At 44.1% G+C, this 24,849-nt stretch carries 23 protein-coding genes and 1 pseudogene; 23 read left to right on the forward strand and 1 reads right to left on the reverse strand.

Features of this window, described 5'->3' with window-relative positions; all coding sequences use genetic code 11:
- Nucleotides 1-26: 26 nt before the first annotated feature.
- Nucleotides 27-659, reverse strand: coding sequence for a hypothetical protein (locus ACETMN_RS14375; protein WP_091016574.1), 633 nt, complete (start codon nucleotides 657-659; stop codon nucleotides 27-29).
- Between the two features lie 431 nt (nucleotides 660-1,090).
- Between ACETMN_RS14375 and ACETMN_RS14380 the strand changes: the two genes are divergently transcribed.
- The 23 genes and pseudogenes from ACETMN_RS14380 to ACETMN_RS14490 all read left to right on the forward strand — a co-directional run bounded on the left by ACETMN_RS14380 (nucleotide 1,091) and on the right by ACETMN_RS14490 (nucleotide 24,848).
- On the forward strand, nucleotides 1,091-2,341 hold the full coding sequence (locus ACETMN_RS14380; RefSeq protein ID WP_179198530.1) for an MFS transporter: 1,251 nt from the start codon (nucleotides 1,091-1,093) through the stop codon (nucleotides 2,339-2,341).
- A gap of 235 nt (nucleotides 2,342-2,576) precedes the next feature.
- Nucleotides 2,577-2,714 carry a hypothetical protein gene (locus ACETMN_RS14385; protein ID WP_411736266.1) on the forward strand — a complete coding sequence of 46 codons (138 nt, stop codon included), beginning with the start codon at nucleotides 2,577-2,579 and terminating at the stop codon, nucleotides 2,712-2,714.
- A 181-nt stretch (nucleotides 2,715-2,895) separates the two neighbouring features.
- Nucleotides 2,896-3,900 (forward strand): Gfo/Idh/MocA family protein, encoded by a 1,005-nt coding sequence (locus ACETMN_RS14390; RefSeq protein WP_091016572.1) that lies wholly within the window; start codon nucleotides 2,896-2,898, stop codon nucleotides 3,898-3,900.
- Nucleotides 3,901-3,924: 24 nt separating this feature from the next.
- Entirely contained in the window at nucleotides 3,925-4,848 is a 924-nt protein-coding gene (locus ACETMN_RS14395) for an AraC family transcriptional regulator (RefSeq protein ID WP_256975146.1), read from the forward strand.
- A 12-nt stretch (nucleotides 4,849-4,860) separates the two neighbouring features.
- A complete protein-coding gene (locus ACETMN_RS14400; RefSeq protein WP_091016569.1) occupies nucleotides 4,861-5,958 on the forward strand; it encodes a Gfo/Idh/MocA family protein in 1,098 nt (365 codons plus the stop codon).
- Between the two features lie 151 nt (nucleotides 5,959-6,109).
- Nucleotides 6,110-6,823 (forward strand): glycosyltransferase, encoded by a 714-nt coding sequence (locus ACETMN_RS14405; protein ID WP_091016567.1) that lies wholly within the window; start codon nucleotides 6,110-6,112, stop codon nucleotides 6,821-6,823.
- Nucleotides 6,824-7,208: 385 nt separating this feature from the next.
- The gene (locus ACETMN_RS14410; protein ID WP_091016565.1) at nucleotides 7,209-7,961 is read left to right on the forward strand and encodes a FadR/GntR family transcriptional regulator; all 753 of its coding nucleotides are present in this window, start codon (nucleotides 7,209-7,211) and stop codon (nucleotides 7,959-7,961) included.
- Nucleotides 7,958-9,169 (forward strand): M20 family metallopeptidase, encoded by a 1,212-nt coding sequence (locus ACETMN_RS14415; protein ID WP_091016564.1) that lies wholly within the window; start codon nucleotides 7,958-7,960, stop codon nucleotides 9,167-9,169. Before ACETMN_RS14410 ends, ACETMN_RS14415 begins: the two co-directional genes overlap by 4 nt.
- A complete protein-coding gene (locus ACETMN_RS14420; protein WP_091016562.1) occupies nucleotides 9,166-10,731 on the forward strand; it encodes an ABC transporter substrate-binding protein in 1,566 nt (521 codons plus the stop codon). The genes ACETMN_RS14415 and ACETMN_RS14420 overlap by 4 nt, the downstream gene beginning before the upstream one ends.
- 101 nt (nucleotides 10,732-10,832) lie before the next feature.
- On the forward strand, nucleotides 10,833-11,750 hold the full coding sequence (locus tag ACETMN_RS14425) for an ABC transporter permease (RefSeq protein ID WP_091016560.1): 918 nt from the start codon (nucleotides 10,833-10,835) through the stop codon (nucleotides 11,748-11,750).
- Between the two features lie 16 nt (nucleotides 11,751-11,766).
- Nucleotides 11,767-12,696 carry an ABC transporter permease gene (locus ACETMN_RS14430; protein ID WP_091016558.1) on the forward strand — a complete coding sequence of 310 codons (930 nt, stop codon included), beginning with the start codon at nucleotides 11,767-11,769 and terminating at the stop codon, nucleotides 12,694-12,696.
- A gap of 21 nt (nucleotides 12,697-12,717) precedes the next feature.
- Entirely contained in the window at nucleotides 12,718-14,736 is a 2,019-nt protein-coding gene (locus ACETMN_RS14435; protein ID WP_091016556.1) for an alpha/beta hydrolase family protein, read from the forward strand.
- Complete coding sequence (locus tag ACETMN_RS14440; protein ID WP_091016554.1) at nucleotides 14,733-15,209, forward strand: hypothetical protein; 477 nt, start codon at nucleotides 14,733-14,735, stop codon at nucleotides 15,207-15,209. The genes ACETMN_RS14435 and ACETMN_RS14440 overlap by 4 nt, the downstream gene beginning before the upstream one ends.
- A 166-nt stretch (nucleotides 15,210-15,375) precedes the next feature.
- Entirely contained in the window at nucleotides 15,376-15,738 is a 363-nt protein-coding gene (locus ACETMN_RS14445) for an Asp23/Gls24 family envelope stress response protein (protein ID WP_091016552.1), read from the forward strand.
- A gap of 32 nt (nucleotides 15,739-15,770) precedes the next feature.
- Nucleotides 15,771-16,379 carry a GNAT family N-acetyltransferase gene (locus ACETMN_RS14450; RefSeq protein WP_091016551.1) on the forward strand — a complete coding sequence of 203 codons (609 nt, stop codon included), beginning with the start codon at nucleotides 15,771-15,773 and terminating at the stop codon, nucleotides 16,377-16,379.
- A gap of 252 nt (nucleotides 16,380-16,631) precedes the next feature.
- Nucleotides 16,632-17,237, forward strand: coding sequence for a pentapeptide repeat-containing protein (locus tag ACETMN_RS14455; protein WP_017688649.1), 606 nt, complete (start codon nucleotides 16,632-16,634; stop codon nucleotides 17,235-17,237).
- A gap of 137 nt (nucleotides 17,238-17,374) precedes the next feature.
- Nucleotides 17,375-17,758, forward strand: coding sequence for a hypothetical protein (locus tag ACETMN_RS14460; protein ID WP_192131724.1), 384 nt, complete (start codon nucleotides 17,375-17,377; stop codon nucleotides 17,756-17,758).
- A gap of 35 nt (nucleotides 17,759-17,793) precedes the next feature.
- Entirely contained in the window at nucleotides 17,794-18,330 is a 537-nt protein-coding gene (locus ACETMN_RS14465) for a GNAT family N-acetyltransferase (protein ID WP_411736267.1), read from the forward strand.
- Nucleotides 18,331-18,706: 376 nt separating this feature from the next.
- Nucleotides 18,707-20,185 (forward strand): annotated as a pseudogene (gene abc-f, locus ACETMN_RS14470) (ribosomal protection-like ABC-F family protein).
- A 215-nt stretch (nucleotides 20,186-20,400) separates the two neighbouring features.
- Nucleotides 20,401-20,967 (forward strand): TetR/AcrR family transcriptional regulator, encoded by a 567-nt coding sequence (locus ACETMN_RS14475; RefSeq protein ID WP_105598607.1) that lies wholly within the window; start codon nucleotides 20,401-20,403, stop codon nucleotides 20,965-20,967.
- Between the two features lie 244 nt (nucleotides 20,968-21,211).
- Nucleotides 21,212-21,727, forward strand: coding sequence for an RNA polymerase sigma factor (locus ACETMN_RS14480; protein WP_091016540.1), 516 nt, complete (start codon nucleotides 21,212-21,214; stop codon nucleotides 21,725-21,727).
- Nucleotides 21,714-23,324 (forward strand): RNA polymerase subunit sigma, encoded by a 1,611-nt coding sequence (locus ACETMN_RS14485; RefSeq protein ID WP_105598608.1) that lies wholly within the window; start codon nucleotides 21,714-21,716, stop codon nucleotides 23,322-23,324. Before ACETMN_RS14480 ends, ACETMN_RS14485 begins: the two co-directional genes overlap by 14 nt.
- A gap of 369 nt (nucleotides 23,325-23,693) precedes the next feature.
- Nucleotides 23,694-24,848 (forward strand): glycosyltransferase family 2 protein, encoded by a 1,155-nt coding sequence (locus ACETMN_RS14490; RefSeq protein WP_253435165.1) that lies wholly within the window; start codon nucleotides 23,694-23,696, stop codon nucleotides 24,846-24,848.
- Nucleotide 24,849: the final 1 nt, after the last annotated feature.

Below are 24,849 nucleotides of genomic sequence, written 5' to 3' on the forward strand. Positions count from 1 at the left end.
TTCTTGATTAATCTGGAATGAAGTATTTATCTTACTGTATATTCAAACGTTTGATCCTGAATTTTAATTTCTGCTTTCAACGGTTTATCGCTTTTGGCCACTTCATTCGGGATCTCAACAAGATAGTAAATCGTTCCGGTTTTGAGCGGGTCTATATCAGTAATGTTCGTATAGGTAAAGTCTTCGCCGCCCCGTTCTTCAATCGTACTAAACGTATCATAATCATACTTATTGTCGTATTTCAGACCGACCTCCGCGATTTTGTCTGCGGTAATACTTTCCGTACTCAAATTTTTTGCTTTGAGGATCAGTGCAAAATAGCTAGAGTCCGCTTCTTTTGATTGATAGTATGTATAAAATCTACCTGGTTTGGATGGCTCTATCTTTTTGGCAATCTTATTCGAAGTCACGGTTATGTCAGCGAAATCTTCGATTGTAACAGTTTCGCCTTTTTTGATAGACGTAACGGCTTCAACTTGTTGTTCTTCAACTTCTTCTTTTGGTTCGACAGGTTCTTTAGGTGTTTCTGTAGTCTTCGCCGTCGTTGCAGCACTTGTGTTACCTGATTGCGTGTCGCTTGTTGCAGTGGTTGGCGTAGATGAGCATGCCGTAAGAGTCAGAAATGCAGCGGTCAACAATATGCCTGTTACTATTTTCATTTATCATGTCCTCCTGATGGTCAATTATATTATAGTCTATCAGACCCAAGGATATTTTTCTACAACAAATTAAGTTAGATCAAAAGAACTAGATCTGACTTCATATATCTGGTAGGCCACCTCTATTCAAAAAAACAACCTCTTTACGGATGATTACTTCACCCTTAGTCTATTGTAACTTCATGGGAGCAAGTTGCGTTGGAGCATATCCCGATCAATGACGTTTAGTCCGTCATACTCACACCATGCCAGTCTGGCTCAGGAGGGGAGTCCCCCCAAGAATCTATAGGAGTTTTGGGATATGTACTCTGTAAATTCAGTCTTTAGTAGGAGGTGAACGACAATAATGTCCATATAATTAAGAATTGAAAGGAGACGTCATATCATTACTTAGGATGGGCATCTTTATGACAAATTGGAGGTTGAAAAGATTGAATAGGCATGAAAAGGGCACCAATGCATCAAGCCTGTTTCGCAATCGGTTTCTGCAGACGATTTTATTATCAAGCGTGCTCCTGCAGATCGGTATCTGGGTACGTAATTTCGCTATTCTCCTGTATGTTGCGGAAAGAACAAACAATGATCCATACGCCATTTCACTAATCAGCGTAGCAGAATTCGCACCTATTTTTGTTTTTTCATTCATAGGAGGTACATTTGCCGACCGCTGGCGGCCGAAGCGAACGATGATCTGGTGCGATTTATTATCCGCGGTATCGGTATTCGTAGTACTTCTGACCATACATTACGGTTCTTGGCAATCCGTCTACCTTGTCGCATTCATCTCGGCAATTCTTTCGCAGTTCTCCCAGCCTTCAAGCATGCGATTGTTTAAGTATCATGTGGCTGAAGAACAGCTTCAGCAAGGGATGGCTCTGTTCCAATCGCTGATGGCCATCTTTATGGTGCTTGGGCCGGTGCTGGGCACGTTCATATACAGCACGTTTGGTCTTGAAACATCGATCGCTGTCATGGGTGTGGTTTTTTTGCTCTCCGCACTCGTCCTTATTCGTCTGCCAGAGGATAATATGGAAGCACAAACGGCCGCTGTGAAAGGACAGTTCCGTAAAGAATTCATTGAAGGCTTCCGCTATGTCTGGCAAAGCCAAGTGCTGCGCATGCTCGGACTCGCGTTTATTCTCGCGGGACTCGCTGTTGGCGTCGCCCAAGCTCTCAACTTGTTTATTGTAACGGAGCGGCTGGGCAGGAGTAAGGAGTTCCTGCAATATCTGCTGATGGTGAATGGCGCAGCCATGCTGATTGGTGGCGGAATCGTAGCTGTCTTCGCGAAACGGGTTCCGCCGCAGGTTCTTCTTGCGATAGGTATGATCGCAGGCGCTTTCTGTACAGCTATTGTAGGGTATTCGACGAGCGTTCCGCTCACCCTGACTGTTCAATTTCTGAATGGGCTTGTGTTCCCATGCATCCATATTGGGATTAGCACAATGATTCTGAAATGGTCACATGCATCCATCGTCGGTCGGGTGAATGGGGTTCTGAATCCGATGTTCGTTGGCATGATGGTCATTTCCATGTCCTTCGCAGGCGCTTTAAAGGATGCTTTTTCGCTAAGTACGATCTATGGCGGTGCAGGATTATTATTTCTTCTTGGCGCACTGGTCATGGTGCCGATCATGAACCAAAAAGCCCCGAATAACGCACTTACTGTTGTAGAGACATAATATCGCGATATCTATATGATTTTTATGAGAAGAGCCGGCTATGAAAAAGTGGTCGGTTCTTCTTCATTCCCTGGTGGTTCATCAGGGATTAGCCATATTTTATATCTAATCGTAGTAACTCATTGCATCCCGATAGCAGAGCCTATAAAAAGACGCTCATTTTCACACCTAAACCAATAAACAAAATGAGTGTAAAGAGCGCGTCGATTATAAACAATATGAGGGACAATGATACTTGCACACTGTATTTACAGTTAGAACGAATAGCGAAGTTATTTCGGAGCAGATGACAACATTACAGCGGCAGTTTCAACACTATGCCATGGCTTATGGCGAAGAGCACTTGAAGGGATGGAGAATTGAGTTTCAATGACTATCTGCATTGTCAATCCTGAAATTCAAATCAAATCCTGTTATTGGGCATTAATTTCTAACACTATAATGTGTCGTGATTTTATACATTTATTGTCGTGAGTTTCTATTAAAAATAGATTAAGTCTGTGATAACTTATAGATAAATGTCAGAATATTATATAGTATGGAGGTAAGATACATTGACCATTCGAATTGGGAAAATTAGCTTGTGGCATGTTCACGCATGGGATTACATCAAGCAGGCACAGGAACATGAAGATACAATCATCGCAGCCGTGTGGGATGAAGATGCCAAGCGGGGACAGGAAGCGGCTGAACGTTTAAACGTACCCTTCTATGCTTCACTCGAAGATATGCTGGCCAAGGATGACATCGATGCCGTTATTGTAGATGCGCCAACCCGCTTCCATGAAGAAGTGATCACCGCTGCTGCAAAAGCAGGGAAACACATCTTCACGGAGAAAGTTATTGCAGCGACACAAGCGGAATCCAACAGAATCCTTCATGAGGTAAAGGCAAACAAAGTCAAGATGACAGTCTCCTTACCACGTCTGAATGCAGGGTACACGCTAACGATTCAGGAGGTACTTAACCAGGGATTGCTTGGCAAAGTGACTTATGTTAGAGCGCGTTTATCGCATGATGGAGCGATTTCGAACTGGTTACCTGAACACTTCTATGATCTGAAGGATTGTCAGGGCGGTGCACTGATTGATCTGGGCTGCCATCCAATGTATCTGGCCAAACTGTTTCTGGGTCAGGAAGTAACAGCGGTTAATGCAAACTTCGGATACATTACAGGCAAAGAAGTTGAAGATAATGCCGTTGCAACCTTGTTTACGGATTCCGGAGCAGTTGGCGTTGTTGAAGCTGGTTTTGTGAACAGCCATTCTCCATTTACGATTGAGGTTCATGGTACGGAAGGTACGCTTCTGTACGGGACACCTGATGATAAGCTGTTGATTCGTACAAAAGCAGCACAGGGACAATATGATGACTGGACTGAACTTCCTTTGGCAGACAAAAGGGAAAGCGCATTCAATCAATGGGTCGCACATATACAAAATGATACGGATGCAACTGAAAACGTGCAAATCGCTATGGAGCTGACCCGTTTGATGGAATCAGCGAATCTCTCTGCCAAAGAAGGGCGCAGAATCACTCTGAATGAATTGAAGGGTTAGGTTTTATTAAGGAGGTGTGCAATCTTGAGCCTGTATCCTTATGAGAAAATGCTTGAACGGCAGGATCTCCTGGAGAGACTGGATATTGCAATGGTGTGGGGACATTATGAGATTCGTGTGATGCGATTTCATCTGACTTCTTTTCCAGCGGGCCGAGTTGTGGATTTCCATAATCATGCGGAGTTTGAGTTTCATTTTATCCCGAGAGGTAAAGGTAAAGTTATTCTGGATGATCAGACACATGCACTGTCGGAAGGTATGCTGTATTTGACTGGACCGGGTGTCGTTCATTATCAGGAGGCTGATGCTAAAGAGGACATGGATGAACTATGTCTTCATGTGGATATCGTTCACAGGCCAAGAGAGCATGTCGATCCCTGGGAAGCAGCTGAATCGGAGGAAACGATTGAAAAGCTGAGAACGCTTCCGCTTACCCCAGTGAATGATTATCATCGGGCAATGCATTGTTTTTTGGAAGCCTATGAGGCATCTGATCAGAAATTGTTAGGTTATTATACGTCGATCAAGCAACTGGTTATCAGCATATTACTCAAAACCGTGCGCGCATACGACACCGGGGGGAATCGACCGGAAGCCCCTGTCCGGGATATGTCGGTATATCGCTATGAGTATGCAGTGCAGTATATGGAAGCGAATCATCCTACAGTGGTCACGCTGGAGCATGTAGCTGAGAAACTTCATATTAGCAGCAGACAATTGCAACGAATCTTCTACCAAGTACAGCCGGAGATGCCGTTCAGCCGCGTACTGGAGGATATTCGTCTGCGCGCCGTGTGCCGCAATCTGGAGGAAAGTAACGTATCCATTGAACAGATTGCTCTTGCTTCAGGCTTCAATAATGCCAACTATTTGCATGCTGTATTTCGTAAACGTCTGGGGATGACCCCATCGGCTTTTCGTAAAATGAAACAACCAATACTTAAGTGAGGGTGAATATATATGAGTAAAGTATATCGTATCGGAATTATTGGCTGTGGTGGAATCGCGAATGGTAAACATCTTCCGAGTCTGAGTAAACTGGATAATGTTGAACTGGTGGCTTTCTGCGATATTGTTCAGGAACGTGCAGATGAAGCCAAGCAGAAATATGGCTCTACCGATGCTGAAGTCTACACGGATTATCAGGAATTGCTTAAGGATGAATCTCTGGATATTGTGCATGTGCTTACGCCGAATATTTCTCATGCCGAGATTTCCATTGCTGCTCTGGAGGCCGGCAAACATGTCATGTGTGAGAAGCCAATGGCGAAGACCTCTGCTGAAGCCCAGCTCATGCTGGAAGCGGCAGAGCGTACCGGCAAGAAACTGACGATTGGATACAACAACCGTTTCAGAGAAGACAGTCAATATTTGAAGAAGGTGTGCGAAGCGGGTGATCTGGGGAATATTTATTTTGCCAAAGCACATGCGATTAGACGTAGAGCAGTACCAACCTGGGGTGTTTTCCTGGATGAGGAGAAACAAGGCGGCGGTCCGCTGATTGATATTGGTACACACGCACTTGATCTGACGCTATGGATGATGGATAACTACCAACCAAAGGTTGTTCTCGGCACGACCTATCATGAACTCTCGCAACGTGAAAATGCGGCCAACGCCTGGGGCCCGTGGGACCCTAAACAATTTTCCGTAGAAGATTCGGCCTTCGGCATGATTGTGATGGAGAATGGGGCAACAATCATGCTGGAATCCAGCTGGGCGCTTAACTCACTGGACGTGGATGAAGCCAAATGCAGCTTGAGTGGCAGCGAAGCGGGTGCGGATATGAAGAATGGACTGCGCATCAATGGTGAGAAATTCAGCCGTCTATACACCAACGAGATTGAACTGAGTGCAGGCGGGGTAGCATTCTATGATGGCAAGAGCGAGAGCGCACCGGATGTGGAGATGAGAAAGTGGATCGAAGCGATTGAGAACGATCAGGAGCCAGTCGTCACACCAAAACAAGCGCTCGTTGTATCTCAGATCCTGGAAGCACTCTATGAATCTTCTCGCACAGGCAAGGCTGTGTACTTGAATAACGGTAGCGAAGCATAGTAAAGGCTTAAAACAATAGATTAGAGAACCCTTTGTCCCGTTATTGGCGACAAAGGGTTTTTGGGTATTTTGGTTACTAGCTATTGGTCCATACCAGACTCTATTTCAGCACATATGATGAGAGAAAACTGAGCTGAAAAGAGGGTATGTCTTGACTAAACACAAAACGGGTCATGGTGTTTCCATTGTTGTATGTACAAATCGGCCGCAATTTTTTGAAAACATCCTGCAAAATTACAGTCGGCAGCGTTATAAAAGCAAAGAATTGATCATTGTCCTGAATCATGACAGTATGAATCTGGCATTATACCAAAACCGGGTTCGAAATCTTGCCAATGTTCATGTATATCAAGTTCCGGAGAGTATTTCGCTAGGACAAAGTTTAAACGCCGGAATAACAAGGACTCGCTTTTCGTTGATTGCCAAATTTGATGATGATGACTACTATTCGCCATATTATTTGACTGAACAGGTGAGAGAACTTAGACGGACCAAAAGTGATATTGTGGGCAAACATTCGTGTCTCGTCTATTTGGGCGCGTCCAAGACACTGTTGGTCAGATCCCCCGCTGAAAAAAATAAACCGGTTGAATTTGTACAAGGGGGTACTATTTTATTCAAAAGGGAGATCTTGAAAAAGGTCCGCTTCACGGACCGTTCCATAGGGGAAGATGTGACCTTCCTGAGACAATGCAGGAAAAGAGGATTCAAAGCGTACGCGACCTCTCCTTATAATTATGTCTATCACCGCAGACAGAACAAAAAGAGTCATACTTGGAGAGCGGATGATAACTTTTACCTGGAGGGAAGCAAAAAACTTGCGGTTACAGAGGATTTCAGACCCTATGCTAATAAGAAACTATAGAGGACAGGAACTAAACATTTACACAAAACGGAGAGGACAGAAAGAGCCTGAAGAAGCGGAGCGTTCGCCTACAAGCTTTCTGAAAGAAAGCTACATCGGAAGCATCCGCTATCTCCGGATTTTCCCCTTTCAAAAAGGGATTCAAAGAAATCCGGGGATAACAGCGATCGGAAGGTTGTTCTGTCATCGTAGTAGCTTGTGTAAATAACGAAAGCAAAGATGCATCTGCTGCGTGTAGATGCGTCTTTTTTGTGCCAAAATGCTTCAATTTGGAGGTGGTGAGAAAAAAATATGAATTTACTTGAAAAAAAGTATTGCATATAAGTTTAGTCGGAATTATATTAATGGTATAAGGTCTAGACCATATACAGATCGGAGTGTTTAGATGTCCAGTACGTTTTCATTTCGTTTTGAGAAAGTATCCACCAAAAAGGTTAGTGAATTCATTAGGGAACAACTGGAAGAAGCCATTATTTTGAAAGAATTGATGAGTGAAGAACAGCTTCCAGCCGAGCGAGATCTGGCAGAAATTTTTAACGTAAGCCGCATTACCGTTCGTGAGGCACTCTCTTCACTGGAAGAGAAAGGCTTGATTGAGAAAAGGGTGGGTGCCAAAGGCGGAACATTTGTATTGCCTCTGACAGCCAATTCGCATAAACGGACCAGAGAAGAAATTAAGCGGGATTGGTCACAGATGCTGAAGGTGTTTGAATATCGAACCATCATTGAGCCGGAGGGAGCTTTCCTCGCTGCTGAGCGGATCACCGCAGGCGAACTGGAGCTGCTTGAGGGCTACATGGAACAAAGTATAGAGCCAGACTGCACAAGGGAATGGTTCAGAGCGCTGGATGTGAAATTTCATCTGGCCATCGCCAAAGCGTCTGGGAATCCATACTGCGAGAGAGCTGTCAGACAGATCCGGACGAAAATTAATCCGGCGCTCGACTTGATGCCTTATGATGACCGGATACGTACCGTCAATCACGGTGTACATATGGAGATTCTTGAAGCATTGAAAGCCCATGATAGCATCAAGTCTAAGGAGACGATGAAAAGGCATATCGAATTCTCGGCGGATGCAATCTATGCCCGTTTGGTTTCTGAATCGGACAAAAATGAAGGGAATGACAGCGAATGAATCGTTCAGAACTAATACAGCTGGCTCAGCCACTACAAGCCCAGTTAAGTGCTTGGCGCAGAGATTTACATCGCCATCCGGAAATCGGTTACGAGGAGCATCGCACATCCGCTATCGTAGCTGAGCATCTGGAAAGCCTGGGGCTGGAAGTTACACGTAATGTCGGACAGACCGGGGTTACAGGCCTGCTTCGCGGAGAGACCGATGGACCAACCTTTGCTTTGCGCGCGGACATGGATGCCCTACCAATCCAGGATCAGAAAGCGGTGGAATACCGCTCGCAAGTGGAAGGCAAAGCGCATCTGTGTGGACATGACGCTCATACCTCCATCCTGATGGGTGCAGCCCAGCTGCTTACTGGTCTTGGAAGACCGAAATCAGGCAATATCAAATTTATTTTCCAGCCAGCAGAAGAGGGACTTGCAGGTGCAAGAGCCATGATCCAGGACGGTGTTCTGGAGAATCCGAAGGTTGATGCCATCGCAGGATTACACATGACACCTGGACAGAACACGGGAACCTTGGGTGTAAGTCAGGGCGTTGCGTTTGCGTCAGCTGATCCCTTGATCATCAAGGTGTTTGGTAAGGGTGGCCACGCAGCTCGTCCGCATGAGGGCATTGACGCGATCGCGGTATCCGCTCAGGTCATCACCGCATTGCAAAATATCGTCAGTCGGATGGTTGATCCACTTGAACCGGCAGTAGTCACGATCGGCAAAATCACCGGAGGTTATATGGGAACAGCCATCGCCCCGGAAGTGGAGATGATCGGTACGGTTCGTACACTCTCACCTGCCATTCGTGAGCGGATGCCAGCTTTGATCGAGCAGGTTGTTAAAGGTGTCTGTGATTCTTTTGGAGCAGGATGCGAAGTTGTCTACGGCGATGGATACCCTGTTGTCGTGAATGATCTCGGCATGGTTGACCTGCTGACAGAGACTTGTGATCAGGTTAATGCGGAGAAGGGATGGACTTATATCAAACCCTCCACAGGGGGCGAGGACTTTGCCTTTTATTGTGAACAGATTCCGGGTGTGTTTTTCAGACTAGGATCTGGGAATGATGAGGAACGTACTCGCTATCCACTCCACCATCCCATGTTTGATCTTGATGAGACAGCGATGCCTTATGGTGTGGGCATGTTGTCTGCAGTAGCACTTGAATTTTTGGCAAGGAATACAACTTCTGAGGGGGAGCAATCACAATGAAAAAAAGACAATGGACAGGCTTGTGGATCACGTTACTGGCAGTCGTAATGGTACTCAGCGCTTGCGGAGGAAAATCGACAAGCACGAATGATAGTTCCGCAACAGAAGGAACGGGCAGTGGAAGCGCAAGTACAACACTGACCGTTGCTGCAGCAACAGACATTGAGAGTTTCGATCCGCACAACAATAACAACACCTCCAGTGAAGCGGTTCTGGTCAACGTTTTCGATTATCTGATCAAAAATGACAGTGAACAGAAAAAAGTTGCGGGACTTGCGACATCATGGGATCAGGTTGATGATACAACATGGAGATTCAAGCTGCGTGAAGGTGTTACCTTCCACAATGGCGATCCATTCACTTCAGCAGATGTAAAATACACGCTGGAGCGCGTAGCCAAGGACGAGACACTGAAACAAAACAGTTATTTCAAAAATATCGTAGAAGTTAAAGCGGTGGATGACTATACCGTAGACATTATCACAGATGGTCCAGATCCATTGCTCCTGAATCGTCTGTCCAAAATGGGAGCAGGCATTCTGCCAGCGAAATATATTGCGGATAAAGGATTCGATGTTTTCCTGAAACAACCGGTAGGCACAGGCCCTTACAAGTTCAGTAAATGGACCAAAGATGATCGTGTGGAACTTGTGAAAAACGAGAACTACTTCGACGGTGAACCAAAATGGAATGAAGTGGTATTCCGCGTTATTCCTGAAGCCTCCACACGCGTATCCGAATTGCTTGCTGGTGGTGTAGATGTGGCGTCTTCCATTCCGTCCACCGACATTGCCCGGATCGAAGGCGAAGCAGATAAAAAGATTGTCAAAGCGCCGATCCAACGTGTGCTTCAGTTGATCTTCCGTCAGACAGAAGGCAGCATCACGGCTGATCCGAAAGTACGTGAAGCGATTGACCTGGCTATCGACAAACAAGGAATCGTGGACAGCATTGCCGGCGGAGCAGGTATCGTAACCCGCACGTCTGTAACTCCAGGCAACTTCGGTGCTGATCCTTCATTGTACAAAACGTCACTCTATGACCAGGAAAAAGCCAAACAGCTCCTGCAAGAAGCTGGCTATGCAGAAGGTGAAGCTGAGATGACCATCTCCGTTTCTGCACAGTACAAAGAACAAGCTGAAGTTGTTGCAGCCATGCTGGAACAAGCCGGATTCAAAATCAACCTGGATGTCCTGGAAGCAAGTGCATTCAGTGAACGTTACAGCTCCAAATCATTCAAAGAAATCTTCATGATTGGTATCGGTAACTCCTTGTTCGATGCTTCGAATAACTACAATCGTTATATGTTGGAAGAAGCAAAAGGCGAGTCGGATTACAACAATCCTGAAGTAGAAAAACTGCTTCAATCGGCACTGGTGAACATGGACCCTGCGTCTCGTGAGAAAGAGTATCAACAAGTACAACAGATCTTCTCTGAAGAACGCCCAGCCGTATATCTGTACCAAATGGAAGGTGTCTACGGAACAAATGCTAAAGTGAACTTCGCGCCGCGCAGTGACGAGATGTTCTATGCTGACGAGATTACACCTGTGGCACAGTAACATCGGGTATAACACCGGTCATTGAAAAGATAGGCCGTGAACGGCAGGGACTGGATAACCATGTTCCTGCCGTTCTTTTTTAAAAGGGAGGTGAACAAGGAATGGGCAAATACGTTCTTAAGTCATTACTACAGATCATTCCGGTGCTGTTCATTGTTTCATTAATTGTGTTCATTTTGGTTCGAGTTACCGGTGATCCGGTTGCGCTAATGTTGCCTGAAACGGCTACCGCTGAAGATCGTGCTGTCTTGACGCAGGCACTTGGTTTGGACCAGCCTTTATATACGCAATACGTGAAGTTTCTGGGCAGTGCGATACAGGGAGACTTTGGTCAGTCTTTTCGCTACAATCAGCCTGCGTTAGAGCTGGTGCTGGAGAGATTACCTGCCAGCTTTGAACTGGCTGTAGCCGCCATGTTTTTTGCCGTACTTATGGCTGTGCCACTTGGCGTCATTTCAGCTGTGAAACGCAATACGTTTACCGATCTCATCATTTCAGGAATATCCGTTATTGGTAAGGCGATGCCAAACTTCTGGATGGGGATTATGCTTATCCTCTTGTTCTCCGTCATGCTTGGCGTATTGCCGGTATCTGGTCGCGGAGGGTTGTCACATCTGATCTTGCCGGCATTCACGCTTGGCGTTGGACTGGCCGCGCAGATGACCCGGCTGATTCGCTCCAGCATGCTGGAGATTCTGAATCAGGACTATATTCGAACAGCCCGCAGCAAGGGGCTTGGCCGAATGGTTGTCATTGTGAAACATGCATTTCGGAATGGATTGATTCCGGTCGTGACAATTATGAGTTTGCAGTTTACAAGTCTGATCGGGGGAACCTTGATTACGGAAACGGTATTCTCTTGGCCTGGACTGGGTCAATTGCTGGTCGTTGCAGTCAACACACATGATATGGCGATTGTACAGGCAGCTGTGTTTGTCATTGCGGTTATCGTTGTGGTAATCAACATCTTGACGGATGTAGCTTACAGGCTACTCGATCCGCGCATCAAATACGACTAGAAGGAGGTGCAATCATATGACAGGCAGCAATGAAATGCCAATTCCGGGTACAGAACAGGAACAAGACAATGGGCGTGCACCAACGGGATTTCGTTATATCTGGCAACAACTGATCATCAGCAAGACCGGAATGTTTGGTGCTGTGCTTGTATTGTTGGTTGTGTTAATTGCCATAGGTGCACCTCTATTGACGAGTTATGATCCGGCGGCGGTTAATCCGCTCAATCGACTTAAACCACCAGCGTGGCTTGAGGGAGGAACGGCCGAATACTGGCTGGGTACCGATAATCTGGGTAGAGACATGTGGAGTCGAATTGTATATGGTGCCCGAGTTTCATTAATCGTGGGGATGGGTGCCGTGATTGTGTCAGGAATCATTGGCGCGATTCTGGGGCTGGTATCCGGATTCTACGGGAAATGGCTGGATGCAGTCATCATGCGTGTAGGTGATGCATTCATGGCGATTCCAACCATTCTGTTCATGCTTGTTGTGATGGCGATTGTTGGCCCGGGTATTACAACGTTGATCTTTGTCATCGGGGTGACGAACTGGGTTCCATTCACCCGTGTGGTAAGAAGTGAAGTACTAAGTATCAAAGAGCGGGATTTTGTTCATGCGGCCAGATCGATTGGCGCGAAGAATGGAAGATTGATTCTGAAACACATTCTGCCGAATATCCTTTCATCCTTTATCGTAATCTGTGGTATGAATGTCGGCACGACAATTATTATGGAAGCTTCACTCAGTTTCCTGGGTCTAGGTATCAAACCACCTGATGTATCCTGGGGAGGGATGCTCAGTGATGGCAGACAATACGTTGCAACAAGCTGGTGGGTCGCTACATTCCCGGGACTAGCCATCACATTTACCGTACTCGGTGTTATTTTCCTTGGAGATTGGCTGCGTGATGTGCTTGATCCACGTACGGAGACAACCCATAAATAAACGGAGAAGGGAGCTATCAATATGAATCAAAGACCAATTATGCCGGAGGATCTGAGTCACTACCGTTGGATAAGTCAGCCGGTGATTAGTGCTAACGGACAAGTGGCTTATGTGGAACAGACCATAGATCAGGATAAAAATGAATATAATACACAAATTCGAGGAATTTCGCTCGATGGTGATGAAGATATTGCACTTTCGGATGGAACAAAAGATTCCTCACCTGCTTGGTCGCCGGATGGCACACAGCTCACATTCATTCGCTCAGTGGATGGGGGTAAAGGACTATGGTCGCTCCAGTCAGATCAAAAAGAGACTGTCATGCTGATATCTCCCGCACGTAAAATATTGAGTTATATCTGGTCGCCGAACGGGCAGTACATTGCGTTTACCAGCAAAGTACAACCGGAGGACCAACAGAAGAAAGCAGACGCACAACAGGAGCCTGCATCTGTGCTGCGAGGTAAAGTCTTCGAGCGCACAACGCCGAAGGCGGAAGGGTCTGGCTGGTGGGACGGTCAATACAGCCAGTTGTTTGTATATGAGATTAAAAGCGGGGAAATCACACAGGTGACTTCCGGGCTATGGAATATCAGTGCCCCGGTATGGTCGCCAGATAGCCAGCAGCTTTCTTTCATTTCGAAGCAAGTAGAGGATGAGGAGCTTGATGCGGATCTGCTGTACTTTACGGATATATACAGCGTTCGATTGGGAGAGAGTGATCTGTTCAAAGTGACGGATTCCAGTCTGGCGATAAGCCAATTCTCTTATTCGTCCGACGGGCAGCAGCTGATCCTGATCGCCAGTGATCGTGAGTATGGAAGCGGGAGCCACAACAGCTTATACGCTGTCCCCGTTCATCGAGGTATACCCAGGCCAATCGCACCTCAATTAGATATGCAGATTGGTAACGCGGCGCTTGGAGATATGAAGTCGGCAGGTGCGTCACCTTCTCCTGTCTCGGATGCCAATCATCCCGAACGCGGTGTATATGTACTCGGAACACATAACGGGAATGTGGACGTGTACCGTATTCAAGAAGATGGGGCGTGTCAATTGGTGACGGGCGCTGGTGAAAAGGATGTTTATCAGTATACCTTAACACCAGATGGTACTTCGCTGGTTATCGCTGCATTGACAGATGGACATCCTGGAGAGTTATATCGCGTGGATATCAACAGTGGTGAAATGTTAAGGCTCACCCGGCGAAATGATGAATTCATGGCTGGATTGGCTGTAAATGTGCCAGTCCGTGTAGAGTTTACGTCCTCCGATGGATGGCCGCTTCAAGGTTGGTTAGCCACACCGACAATACGTGACACCAATGGGAGACTGCCACTGATTTTGGAGATTCATGGTGGACCCCACGCAATGTATACGGGAACATATAGTCATGAGATGCAGACACTCGTTGCGCAAGGTTACGCTGTGCTATGGATCAATCCTCGCGGAAGTATGGGATACGGTCAGGAGTTTGCCAGAGCTTGCCGTGGCGACTTTGCCGGAGGGGATTACCGGGATCTTATGGAAGCTGTTGATTATGCCCTGGCTACATACGATTTCCTTGATGCATCACGTCTGGGTGTAGCGGGTGGCAGTTATGGCGGAGTGATGACCAACTGGATTGTAGCGCATACCCACCGTTTCAAGGCGGCTGTAACCCAGCGTTGCATCTCCAACTGGTTGTCCATGTATGGAACGAGTGATATTGGAATTTCCTATGTTGAGGGAGTCATTGGTGGTAATCCGGCGAAAAACGCTGAATTCCTGTGGTCTCGCTCACCTCTTGCCCATGCACATCACATTGAGACGCCACTTCTGATCATGCATGGAGAGCAGGATTATCGGACACCGATTGCACAAGCGGAGGAATTATATACTACGCTAAAACGATACGGCAAAAAAACCAAACTGATTCGTTACCCGGGTTCCAACCACAGTTTGCTGAAAAGCGGTAAACCTTCATTACGTATCGATAGCTTCGAACAGGTGAATGCCTGGTTCAATCAGTACCTCAGGAATGAGGAGGGCGAGCAATGAGTCGAACTCAGCTGTCCATTCCTGTAGGGCTTCTTGTAGAGAATGTTCTGACAAGTGGGGAACCCAAAGAAGTGATTATTGAATGTTTACAACGTCGAGACTATTCCCGGTTGTTGCCTCTGGTTAAGGAATCCGCGATGGACTTTGATGAAAGACTACAGACAGCAGCTGATATCGGAGACGATTGGGAAAAGGCGATACGTCAAGGTTATGAGTTCAAGTTTTTGCATATTAACGGGTTGAAACGATTGCTCGATTTCCGGTTTGACCGTAAGGTGGATCGGGATTACGTTCAAGATGAGTTGTCTCTGAAGCATATTCAACTGACCGCAGAAGAGATTGAATTGCTGCAATCGTTAATTGGCAGGCAATGGCTCGTGCAAGAAGAAGAAACAGAGGCGGCAGAAGAAGGTAAAACAGAGACCAGGCCATCCTCCCACATTCCTGTCCGTATTCAATTGAAATTACCATAGTATGATTAACAGAAGCCGCGATGATCGCGGTTTTTTTGCTATTTACAGGTAGAAATGAGGACGACTGCATTCAAAAGTTGAAATCGGACTCTTCATGATTTATATTTATATTAAATGATATTATTTTCTATCAAAAAAAATGCAGGCATAAAGAGGGGGACCTAAGATGTCCATTCAAAATGTTTTTGGGAAAATTCAAATATCGGATGATGTGATCTCCAAAATTGTCGGCAAGATCGCGAATACTACCAGTGAGATTTCATCCATGTCGACAGGACTTGTAGAAGGTATCACCAAAAAGTGGAGTGGGAAAAGTCTGCAAAATGGCATAGCCATCCGCAAGGTAGAATCAAGACTGGAGATAAACTTAAAGGTTGTCGTTTGTTATGGAACAAAAGTGCATGAAGTCTGCAGGGAATTGCAACACAATGTGAGATTACATGTGGAACAGCTGACCGGATTAACCATTGATACGGTGAATGTGATCGTTGAGGGGTTATCATTCAACCAACCTGATGCGAGGTTTTAGTCCAATTTCAGCTACATAGAGGAGTGACAGCGATGAATAAGATTTCCATAATAAAAGCCAGTCCACAATCATTAGTCGGCGGGCAACTAAATCAGATGGCACTTGAATATATGGCCTATTCGCTTGCAGGTACCAAGGATAAAGGCATTATTGAGAAAACATTCAACAAGTTATGGCGTTCGAATCAGAACCGATTCAGTCACCAATATGCTTATGAAGCTAAAATGGGTAACCAAACGCTGGGCATGATCATGTGTTATCCGACCACTATAATGAACAAACTTGCTTTGCCAACGTTCTCCAAACTGTTTGAACTTCGTAAATGGAGCCTGATTAAGTATAATCTCCAACACTGGAAAGAGTTTTACTCCATGGTGACATTAAAAGAAGCGGAGGACGACGAGTACCACATCGGAACATTGGCTACCTTACCTGAAAGTAGAGGACTTGGTGTAGGGACACACCTCATTCATTTTGCTGAGGAGCAAGCTATAACACAAGGTCTGTCCAAATCTTCACTTACGGTTAAAAAGGAAAATCTACTAGCTATTAAACTCTACGAGCGTTTGGGATACCAGAGAGTAGGGGAAATCAATAAACCGTCGTTATCCCTGTACAGGATGTCCAAAAAACTGGTGTAATGTTTTCTGATACGAATAGAAAAAAGCAGTAAACTGGAGAGTTTCACATATATAAGCCTACATTTGAACAGTTAAAAGTGTGAGCTGGAGGGGCGCTTTATGCGTCCCTTTTTTAGTTTTCAGATTTTTCTCATAAAAAAAGTAACTTGACTTTTGTGGGTGATTAAGCAGGTACTTGACAGGGGTGTGGTATAGTATAAAAAGTTCTTTAATGAAGTAAGACGGAGAAATATACAATGTGGGGTGTAACCAGTGTATCAATATAAGGATCAGGAATATGAAGAAGTACATTTTGAGGGACGTGATCTGCGCTATGGAGAACTCATAAGCTGTGTTTTCAAGCAGTGTACATTTATGAACGCTTCTATGGAAGAAATCGAAACGAGTAACTGTCGTTTTATCGAGTGTGACTTCAAAGGGGCTTCCATGAATGGTTCGATTCATACGGAATCGGCTTTTGAAAACTGCACCTTTGGTGGTGCAAATCTCTTTGCTTCCAAATTCAGCTCCTGCAAGATGACAGGCTCAGACTTTTCAGGTGCGCAAATGGATGGCATCACACTAAGTCACGGCGATTGGTCCTATACAAATCTGAGACATACACGTTTGGGGAAACAGGATCTGCGAGGAATTCGTTTCTTTGAGGCTGACTTTACGGACACGGATTTCACCAAAGCGGATTTGAGAGACTGTGATCTTACCCGAGTTGTATTAAGCAGAGCCAAGCTGCAAGGGGCCGATCTAAGAGGGGCTAACCTGGAAGGAATCGATCTGAAATCACTGGATATCAAAGGCGTACGTTTGGATCGCGAACAAGCCGTTCTGTTTGTACGCTCGTATGGTGCGAAAGTAGATTGAGTTGAACATACACAGCAGCAAGCCGTCCTTAAGGCGGCTTTTTTGACGTTAAAGCTTTCCCATTCAAGCAAATTGGCAGGAATAAGAGATCTAAACAAGAAGTAGTTAACATAAGTTTCAACTAAAAGGAGGTTATCATGACCGTCACATTAATTACTATTGTTGCTATTATTGTCTTTGGGCTTATAACAGGCACAATCACTACAATTATGGCATTTAAACTGCTACGTAACAATAAAGAGAATCAGCATCTTCGAAAGAGCATTCTGATGGACGGAATTCCAGCAGAAGCGATTATTCATGATATTGTACAGACTTCATCCAGTATGGATGGAAGGCCAGGGGTACGACTGGATTTGACTGTAACCCAAGTGGACGGCCGCACCTTCCCAACAATTGTAGAGACGTATATTCCAATCACACATATTCCCCACTTTCAGAAAGGGAATGTCATTAACGTAAGATACATTGCGATGGGGAATGAACGAAAAGTTGAGGTAGAGGATGCTTATGCTCCGTAACGTGTATCAATGGCTTGATTTAGGAGGATATTTTTTTGAAATTAATTAAAACATATGATGTGGATCTAAGTGAAGAATGGTCAACTCTTCTTCAAGAATTACTTGTTGCCAGTTTTCCGGAAGTTTATCCGAAAGACAGATTGTTTTTTAAGCAAATACCACAGGGCAGAGTACTGGCATTTGCCCCAGATAACCAATTAGTTGGGCATGTAGGAATAGATTACAGGATAATGAATTTAAATGGAAAACCCATAAGAGTGTTAGGGATAATCGATTTGTGTGTTTCTTCTGCTATTCGCTCTCAGGGAATCGCTTCTTTGTTAATATCCGAAGTGGAAAGGATGGCCAAAGGGCGTGTTGATTTTGTCCTTTTATTTGCGGATCATGAGGAATTGTATAGCAAAAATGGATTCAAAACGGTAAGCAACACATGTAAGTGGTTGAAAATTGATCATGAAACCTTAACCACAGTTGGAGTTGGGCATCAAAAGGTGGAGGGGTTAATGATTAAAGAAGTTGGAAGCATGCCATGGAGTGAAGGAGAACTCGATTTTTTAGGATATTTATATTAATCTTTACTCGCCAAGATTGAAGAAGGGCGCCTTGACCCATATCGTATTCCATGTTACGTTTTCTGTATTAAATTTTGAACTTTCAAAGGGGGGATAGAGTCATGACAGAATTAGAGGTTGTAGATGTTTATGTGGACCTGTCAACGAACTTGAACAATGGCATGGTTCACAATATAACTAATCAGAATCCGATACTTTATCCCTCCTATGCATAGATCTACTTGGCGTTGAGTAGTTTATCGCCAGGTTTCTTTATTGTATAAGCGAATCTACATTCTGATTATGTTCAAATATTAAAGTGAGGGAATCCATGCCATGTTCGATGGTGAAATCCCGTCAGTTTACTTTTATATTTCACATAAAAAGGATGATCTGCATGTCTTTAATTAACGTTACCAATCTGACCTTTGCCTATGATGGCAGTTACGATAATATATTTGAAAATGTTAGTTTTCAGTTGGACTCCGATTGAAAATTGGGTTTTACCGGCAGGAACGGCAGAGGCAAAACAACCTTCCTCAATCTGTTACTCGGCAAATATGAATACAGCGGACAGATCTCTGCGAATGTTAGCTTTGAATACTTTCCTTACCAGGTAGAGAATAAGGGAGCTATGACCGTCGATGTCATCGGCGAGATTCATCCTGAATATCTGCACTGGCAAGTTGTGCGCGAGCTTAACCTGTTAAAAGTGTCAGAAGATGTGTTGTATCGGCCTTTTGATACGTTATCCAACGGAGAACAAACAAAGGTGATGCTGGCTGCTTTGTTCCTGAAGGATAATCGGTTTCTGCTCATTGATGAACCTACCAATCATCTTGATCTTCATGCAAGACAAATCGTCAGTAATTATCTTGGCAGCAAGAGTGGATTTATTTTGGTATCTCACGATCGGGCGTTTCTGGATCACAGCGTGGACCATATCCTTTCCATCAATAAAAGTAACATCGAGATTCAGAAAGGCAATTTTTCCGCTTGGTGGGAAAATAAAAGAAGGCAAGATCAGTTTGAACTTGCGAGTAATGAGAAATTAATAAAAGATATCAAGCGTTTATCCGATTCTGCCAAACGGACCGGCGGATGGTCGCATGAAGTCGAAAAGACCAAAAATGGTACAAGAAACTCCGGGTCCAAGGTGGATAAAGGATATATTGGGCATAAGGCTGCCAAAATGATGAAACGTTCCAAAAATATTGAACAAAGGCAGCAATCTGCGATTCAAGATAAGTCTAAACCTCTCAAAAATATCGAGAGTGCAGAAAGACTGCAGATCCATCAGCTGGATTTTCACAAGCGTGAACTTGTCGAATTGGAACATGTGTCGGTATCGTACGGGGCCGATACGGTGTGCAAGGATGTCAGTATCACGGTTGAAAAAGGAGATCGTATTGCCCTTTACGGTAAAAATGGATCTGGCAAATCCAGCATTCTTAAACTGATCTGTGGTGAAGATATTGCTTATACAGGTCTTTTCCGAAAGGATCATCAGCTTAAAATCTCGTATGTATCGCAGGACACGTCCGATCTTGGAGGGCATTTATCTGAGTATGCGGCCACACAGGGGATTGATGAGAGCCTGTTTAAATCAATACTTCGAAAGTTGGATTTTTCCAGACTGCAATTGGAGAAAGATATCTCAACGTTTAGCGCAGGTCAAAAAAAGAAAGTGCTCATTGCCAAAAGTCTTAGTGAGAAAGCTCATCTGCACATTTGGGATGAACCACTCAACTTTGTAGATGTCATTTCACGTATGCAGATCGAAGATTTACTGCTGGAATACTCGCCAACCCTGCTGTTTGTAGAGCATGATCGTGAATTTTGTACAAATATTGCAACAAGAATCATTGAACTATGAGTATTAACGAAGAACAATTCCTTGTTAGGAGCCGCCATATGGCGGCTCTTAAACTTTACATAATCTCATATCTCGATCAACCATATAAAAGTTGTTTGTTACACGCACACATTGGTATGGTCAGGAAGTATGCTATAATTTTATGGTCTAATCCAATCATATGATGGATGAACAGATCAATTGTTGAACTATACTCGCTAAGAGGTGTAATACCAATGAAAAAGGAAATGACTACAATCAAACAAACCAGGCTCAATTCCATTTTGGACGAGGCCACCAAATTATTGATTGAAAAACCGAATGCTTCCATGAATGAAATTGCAGAATCTGCAAAAATCGGTATTGCGACTTTACATCGATATGTGGAAAGCCGCGAACAGCTCATGGTTCATCTGGGATTACGCGCAATCGAGGTGGTCAGTGAGACCATGCAACAAGTTCAACTGGATGAAGAGCACTGTGAAAAGTACATACCTGAGCTGATTGAGGCGCTGATTCCATTGGGCGACAAAATATATTTTCTGGCTCATGACACCACCATTAACTATAATCCAGAGATTGAGGGAGCAGATCTGAAACTGAGAGAACCGGTACTGCATGCAGTCGGTCTGTTACAACAAAAAGGTTATTTCCGCTCCGATCTTGATAAAACCTGGATTGTTGATGTGCTGTATTCCATCATGTTCCTGACGTGGCAGCAGGTTGTAAGTGGTCACATCGCGAGAAAAGCAGCCCCCGCGCTTGTAGTAGACACGTTTTATCATGGGTTTAAGCAGAAGTGAAAATTAGGAGTGAGAATAAACCCAACAGCATTAGCTCGATAATGATGACCAAATGATTTCATAAAGTCGCTAATTTAGCGGCTTTTTTTGCTTGTTTACATGTACAAATACCTGTTCAAGCAGAGACATTGAACTAATCTATTCTAGGTATCCGAGAATTTAGCAAAACCAACTATAAACAAAATGAACGATTACATAACATTATTTGTCTTATTAATGAAAACACGGCAAAGGGGGGGATAGAATGACTGACAGAGAAATTTTTGAATTGTACAAAGAGCAAGTTTATTATTTCTGTTATTATCTGATGAAAAATCAAGCAGATGCTGAGGACATTTGCCAAGAAGTATTTGTCAAAGTTATTTTGGCTGACAGAACTAAGGTAAGGAACATGAAATCATGGATATTGCGAATTGCTTCAAATGAGTGTCATAGCGTTATGAGAAGACGGAAATCTGGATGGTTGAAAGAAATGCGGCATTATTTGTTGTCCAAATCCCAGAGTTATAACCCTGTGGAAGAGGGTGTGTACCATAGGGAAACAAAAGAAGAGCTACGAGGATTATATAGTGGGCTTCCTGACAAGATTAGGACGGTTGTTGTCCTTCGATTTATCAATGATTTGACTGTACCTGAGATATCTAAAGTTATGAACATACCTGAAGGGACTGCAAAATCCAGATTAAACAAAGGATTAAAACTTCTCAATAAAATGGTTGAACCTCAACTAAAGGAGCTGAGTAATAATGAATCAGTATAATAAGGAAAAAAATATATCTCATCCGGATTATGATTTGATGTGGACAACCATTGAAAAAGAAGCACATAAACGACGAGTCAATCTGAAATCTTCACAAAAGCCTACTGGATATCGAGCTAAAGCAATTCCTATAAGCATCCTTTTTACTTTTTTCTTACTTGTTGCTATTCCTGTATTCGCCAGTATGACGATTGATTGGGATCGAATCGGAGGCCGGGGCGTCGCAAGCGCAATAAATAATGGTATCGGTCAGCAATATGATCTTCAGTCCGCTAGTTCAGGTGTGACAATGAATCTAAGCGGTGTTGTAACAGATGGAGAAAAAATGAAGATGCTGATATCTCTGGACACATCAATCGATCTTTCAAAGTATACGGGGTTTGCTACGGAGAAAAATATCTTAAAAGATGAGTCCGATTCGAAGGCGAAAGTATATGGTTCCTTAGGATACGATCCTGAGAGCCAAAAACTCATTGGGGTCTATGAAACACCTGATACATTAAAGGATGGTACGAAAGAATATAGATTCGAAGCGCAAAATCTTGTTTTTTACCGGGATAGGGATGTTTCCTTAAAGTCATCTCTTACTGTTGGAGATACGATAGTCACTGGAGTTACGCAATATCCAACGATCCATATTGAATCCGTTAACCATTCGGCAAATCAAACCGTTATTCGTTATAAAATTGCTTCATCCCCATCTGATATGGGACGAGGTAATCCTCACTTGGTAGTACATGAAGGCTCTCAAGTGTTAGAGGCAATTCCAACCTTGTTGCCCAGTAAAGATACAGGTTTGTTGATTGAACAGGTTTTCGATATAACCGAAAAAGAATGGACAAATGCGAATCTTCATCTCGGTTATATTGAAGAAGCAGAGCGTATATTGGCAACTTGGAAGTTTGATTTTGTAGCAGATGGAAAAAAAGCAAGTGAGTCTATTTACACTAAAAAATTGTATAACAATCCTAAATTCCAAGAAAAAACAGGCGTCACTTTAGATCAACTCAAAATAACTCCCTTGGATCTCCAGGTTCTAATTGATGAAGAGGGTTCGCTTAAAAAAGGTATTATTCATTACAATACAGCCCAGTTAGTTATAGATGATAATACAATAACTGGGGGGAAAACTTTGATAGGAAACGATCGCGGCGGTTATCAGCATTTATTCCAATTTGAATCCCCTGAGTGGTATCAAAACTGGTCTGATGTTCCAATGAAACTCATCTTAAAAGATGCCGTTGTTGAGAAACGAGATACCACTAAAAACTGGATTCATTTAAATGAACCCAAGAAACAAAAGCAGTACACCAAACTTACTGTCGATGGACTTGAAATACAATTCTCTTATTATAGGGATGGGGAGAATTTAATTGTAGAGTCATACTCCAAAACACCTAGTTTCAGAGGTGTGAACCAAACTACGTTACGTATTAACGGCAAAGAAGTGGTACCTGAAGTTACACCTAAGGGCATGGTATCTTCGGGAATTTACATTGATACCTACAAAGGTATTCCACTTGACGGAAGGATTGAACTAAATCCTGGGATATATAAATATAGCGATCCACACCGAAACGTAGAAGTTAAACTATAAGGTAAATTTATTTAAAAAGTCAGGCTAGAACGTTCAATTGAATACGCATATAATTGCGAACACCCCAAAAAAGTCGAATGTATCGTTAGATACACAGACTCTTTGAGGGTGTTTTTTTGCGTTCACAACAGCGTTTCTCAGTGCGCAAGCTGCAAAGACTTGATTTTCTCACATATTCAAATATTAACAGAGTTCAGAATTTAAGATTTCCAGTTTACAAAAAATGATATAAATTTCTAGTATATTCAAATCATTACCAAATAAAGACAAAATATTCAAGCAAGGGAGGCCGGACAGAAACACCAGCAATTGTGCAGTTCAAAATCAGCTTATGTACTCATTCCATCAACCCAAATCAGGAGGGATTCCATGCTTTACACCATTATTGTGCCAGTCAACCAGGACTATAACATTTTGAACTTGTTCACAGATTCGCTGCTCCGGACGGTAAGTCCATCCACCCAGATTATTTTCATCAACGATGGTTCCGGCTCAGCAGTCTTTCAACATCTGGATAAACTGAAGCAAGAAGTAAGAGAAGGTGTGACCATCGAGATTCTTCAGCATGATTTTCCACTCGGTTGCGCCGTGTCGATTAATAGCGCACTGAGTCTAGCCAAGGGAGAGTACATTTTCTTCCTGGATTCTGACACCATTCTTCAACCGAACTGGCAACCGATGATGAAAGAGACACTGGATAGCGATATTACGATTGGCATGATTGGAGGGGTTCTGTTGTATCCGCAAACAGGAGGCGTGCAGCATTGCGGCATTGCTTTTGCGGACACCATCGGCCGACACCTGTTCCTGAACGCATCTCCTGATGATATCCCAAAAGAAACCTTCTCTGTTCAACTGGTGGTGTTCGCCATGTTTGGCATGAAGCGGGAGGTGTACGAGACCATCGGTAACCTCGATGAGAAATTCTTTAACGGGTACGAGGACTTTGATTATCAGATGCGGGCACGAGCTGCCGGATACGATACGGTCATTAATCCGAATATTCAAGCATATCACTGGGAACGCAGTAGCGGCATTCACCGGAACTTCAACCGCAAGAATAATCTGGCACGCTTCTGGAAAAAGTGGGGCGGTCAAATCGAGGCTGATGTGTGGCCTTTCGTTTTCAGTCATCTGAAAGCACAGCTAGAGAGTCAAGTTGAATACCAGCATCTGCCGATTGTTGGCATTGACCTTGCCGAGGTTCGCAGTGATGCGGATACATTCTGGACCAAGTTGGAGGAAGCTGACTTTGCCAATGTTACCGAGGTACGTGACTATTCCAATCGCTTCAATTCCAACGGGGCCATCTGGCTGCCACAGGTACTGGGTAAAGAACTGATTCATAGTGAGAACCGGTTACTGTTTTTGGTAGACAATTTCGCCCGTTTATTAGAGAACCGCTACTGGATTGAGATGAGACATGCCCATCGAGCCAAGGATCTGATCATTGATCTGTATGGCAATGTGATCACGATGGATCGCATATACGATGGATGCTGGCCTGGAACCAAAGTTCGGTAAT

Source organism: Paenibacillus sp. M2, from assembly GCF_046713495.1.
Classification (GTDB): Bacteria; Bacillota; Bacilli; order Paenibacillales; family Paenibacillaceae; genus Paenibacillus; species Paenibacillus amylolyticus_B.

Bases quoted from the DNA above. Each gene is read 5' to 3' on its own strand.
- ACETMN_RS14430 (WP_091016558.1), top strand. From the start codon at position 11,767: ATGACAGGCAGCAATGAAATGCCAATTCCGGGTACAGAACAGGAACAA.
- ACETMN_RS14480 (WP_091016540.1), top strand. From the start codon at position 21,212: ATGACTGACAGAGAAATTTTTGAATTGTACAAAGAGCAAGTTTATTAT.
- ACETMN_RS14440 (WP_091016554.1), top strand. From the start codon at position 14,733: ATGAGTCGAACTCAGCTGTCCATTCCTGTAGGGCTTCTTGTAGAGAAT.
- ACETMN_RS14400 (WP_091016569.1), top strand. From the start codon at position 4,861: ATGAGTAAAGTATATCGTATCGGAATTATTGGCTGTGGTGGAATCGCG.
- ACETMN_RS14410 (WP_091016565.1), top strand. From the start codon at position 7,209: ATGTCCAGTACGTTTTCATTTCGTTTTGAGAAAGTATCCACCAAAAAG.
- ACETMN_RS14435 (WP_091016556.1), top strand. From the start codon at position 12,718: ATGAATCAAAGACCAATTATGCCGGAGGATCTGAGTCACTACCGTTGG.
- ACETMN_RS14445 (WP_091016552.1), top strand. From the start codon at position 15,376: ATGTCCATTCAAAATGTTTTTGGGAAAATTCAAATATCGGATGATGTG.
- ACETMN_RS14490 (WP_253435165.1), top strand. From the start codon at position 23,694: ATGCTTTACACCATTATTGTGCCAGTCAACCAGGACTATAACATTTTG.
- ACETMN_RS14460 (WP_192131724.1), top strand. From the start codon at position 17,375: ATGACCGTCACATTAATTACTATTGTTGCTATTATTGTCTTTGGGCTT.
- ACETMN_RS14450 (WP_091016551.1), top strand. From the start codon at position 15,771: ATGAATAAGATTTCCATAATAAAAGCCAGTCCACAATCATTAGTCGGC.
- ACETMN_RS14375 (WP_091016574.1), bottom strand. From the start codon at position 659: ATGAAAATAGTAACAGGCATATTGTTGACCGCTGCATTTCTGACTCTT.
- ACETMN_RS14425 (WP_091016560.1), top strand. From the start codon at position 10,833: ATGGGCAAATACGTTCTTAAGTCATTACTACAGATCATTCCGGTGCTG.
- ACETMN_RS14420 (WP_091016562.1), top strand. From the start codon at position 9,166: ATGAAAAAAAGACAATGGACAGGCTTGTGGATCACGTTACTGGCAGTC.
- ACETMN_RS14485 (WP_105598608.1), top strand. From the start codon at position 21,714: ATGAATCAGTATAATAAGGAAAAAAATATATCTCATCCGGATTATGAT.
- ACETMN_RS14415 (WP_091016564.1), top strand. From the start codon at position 7,958: ATGAATCGTTCAGAACTAATACAGCTGGCTCAGCCACTACAAGCCCAG.
- ACETMN_RS14475 (WP_105598607.1), top strand. From the start codon at position 20,401: ATGAAAAAGGAAATGACTACAATCAAACAAACCAGGCTCAATTCCATT.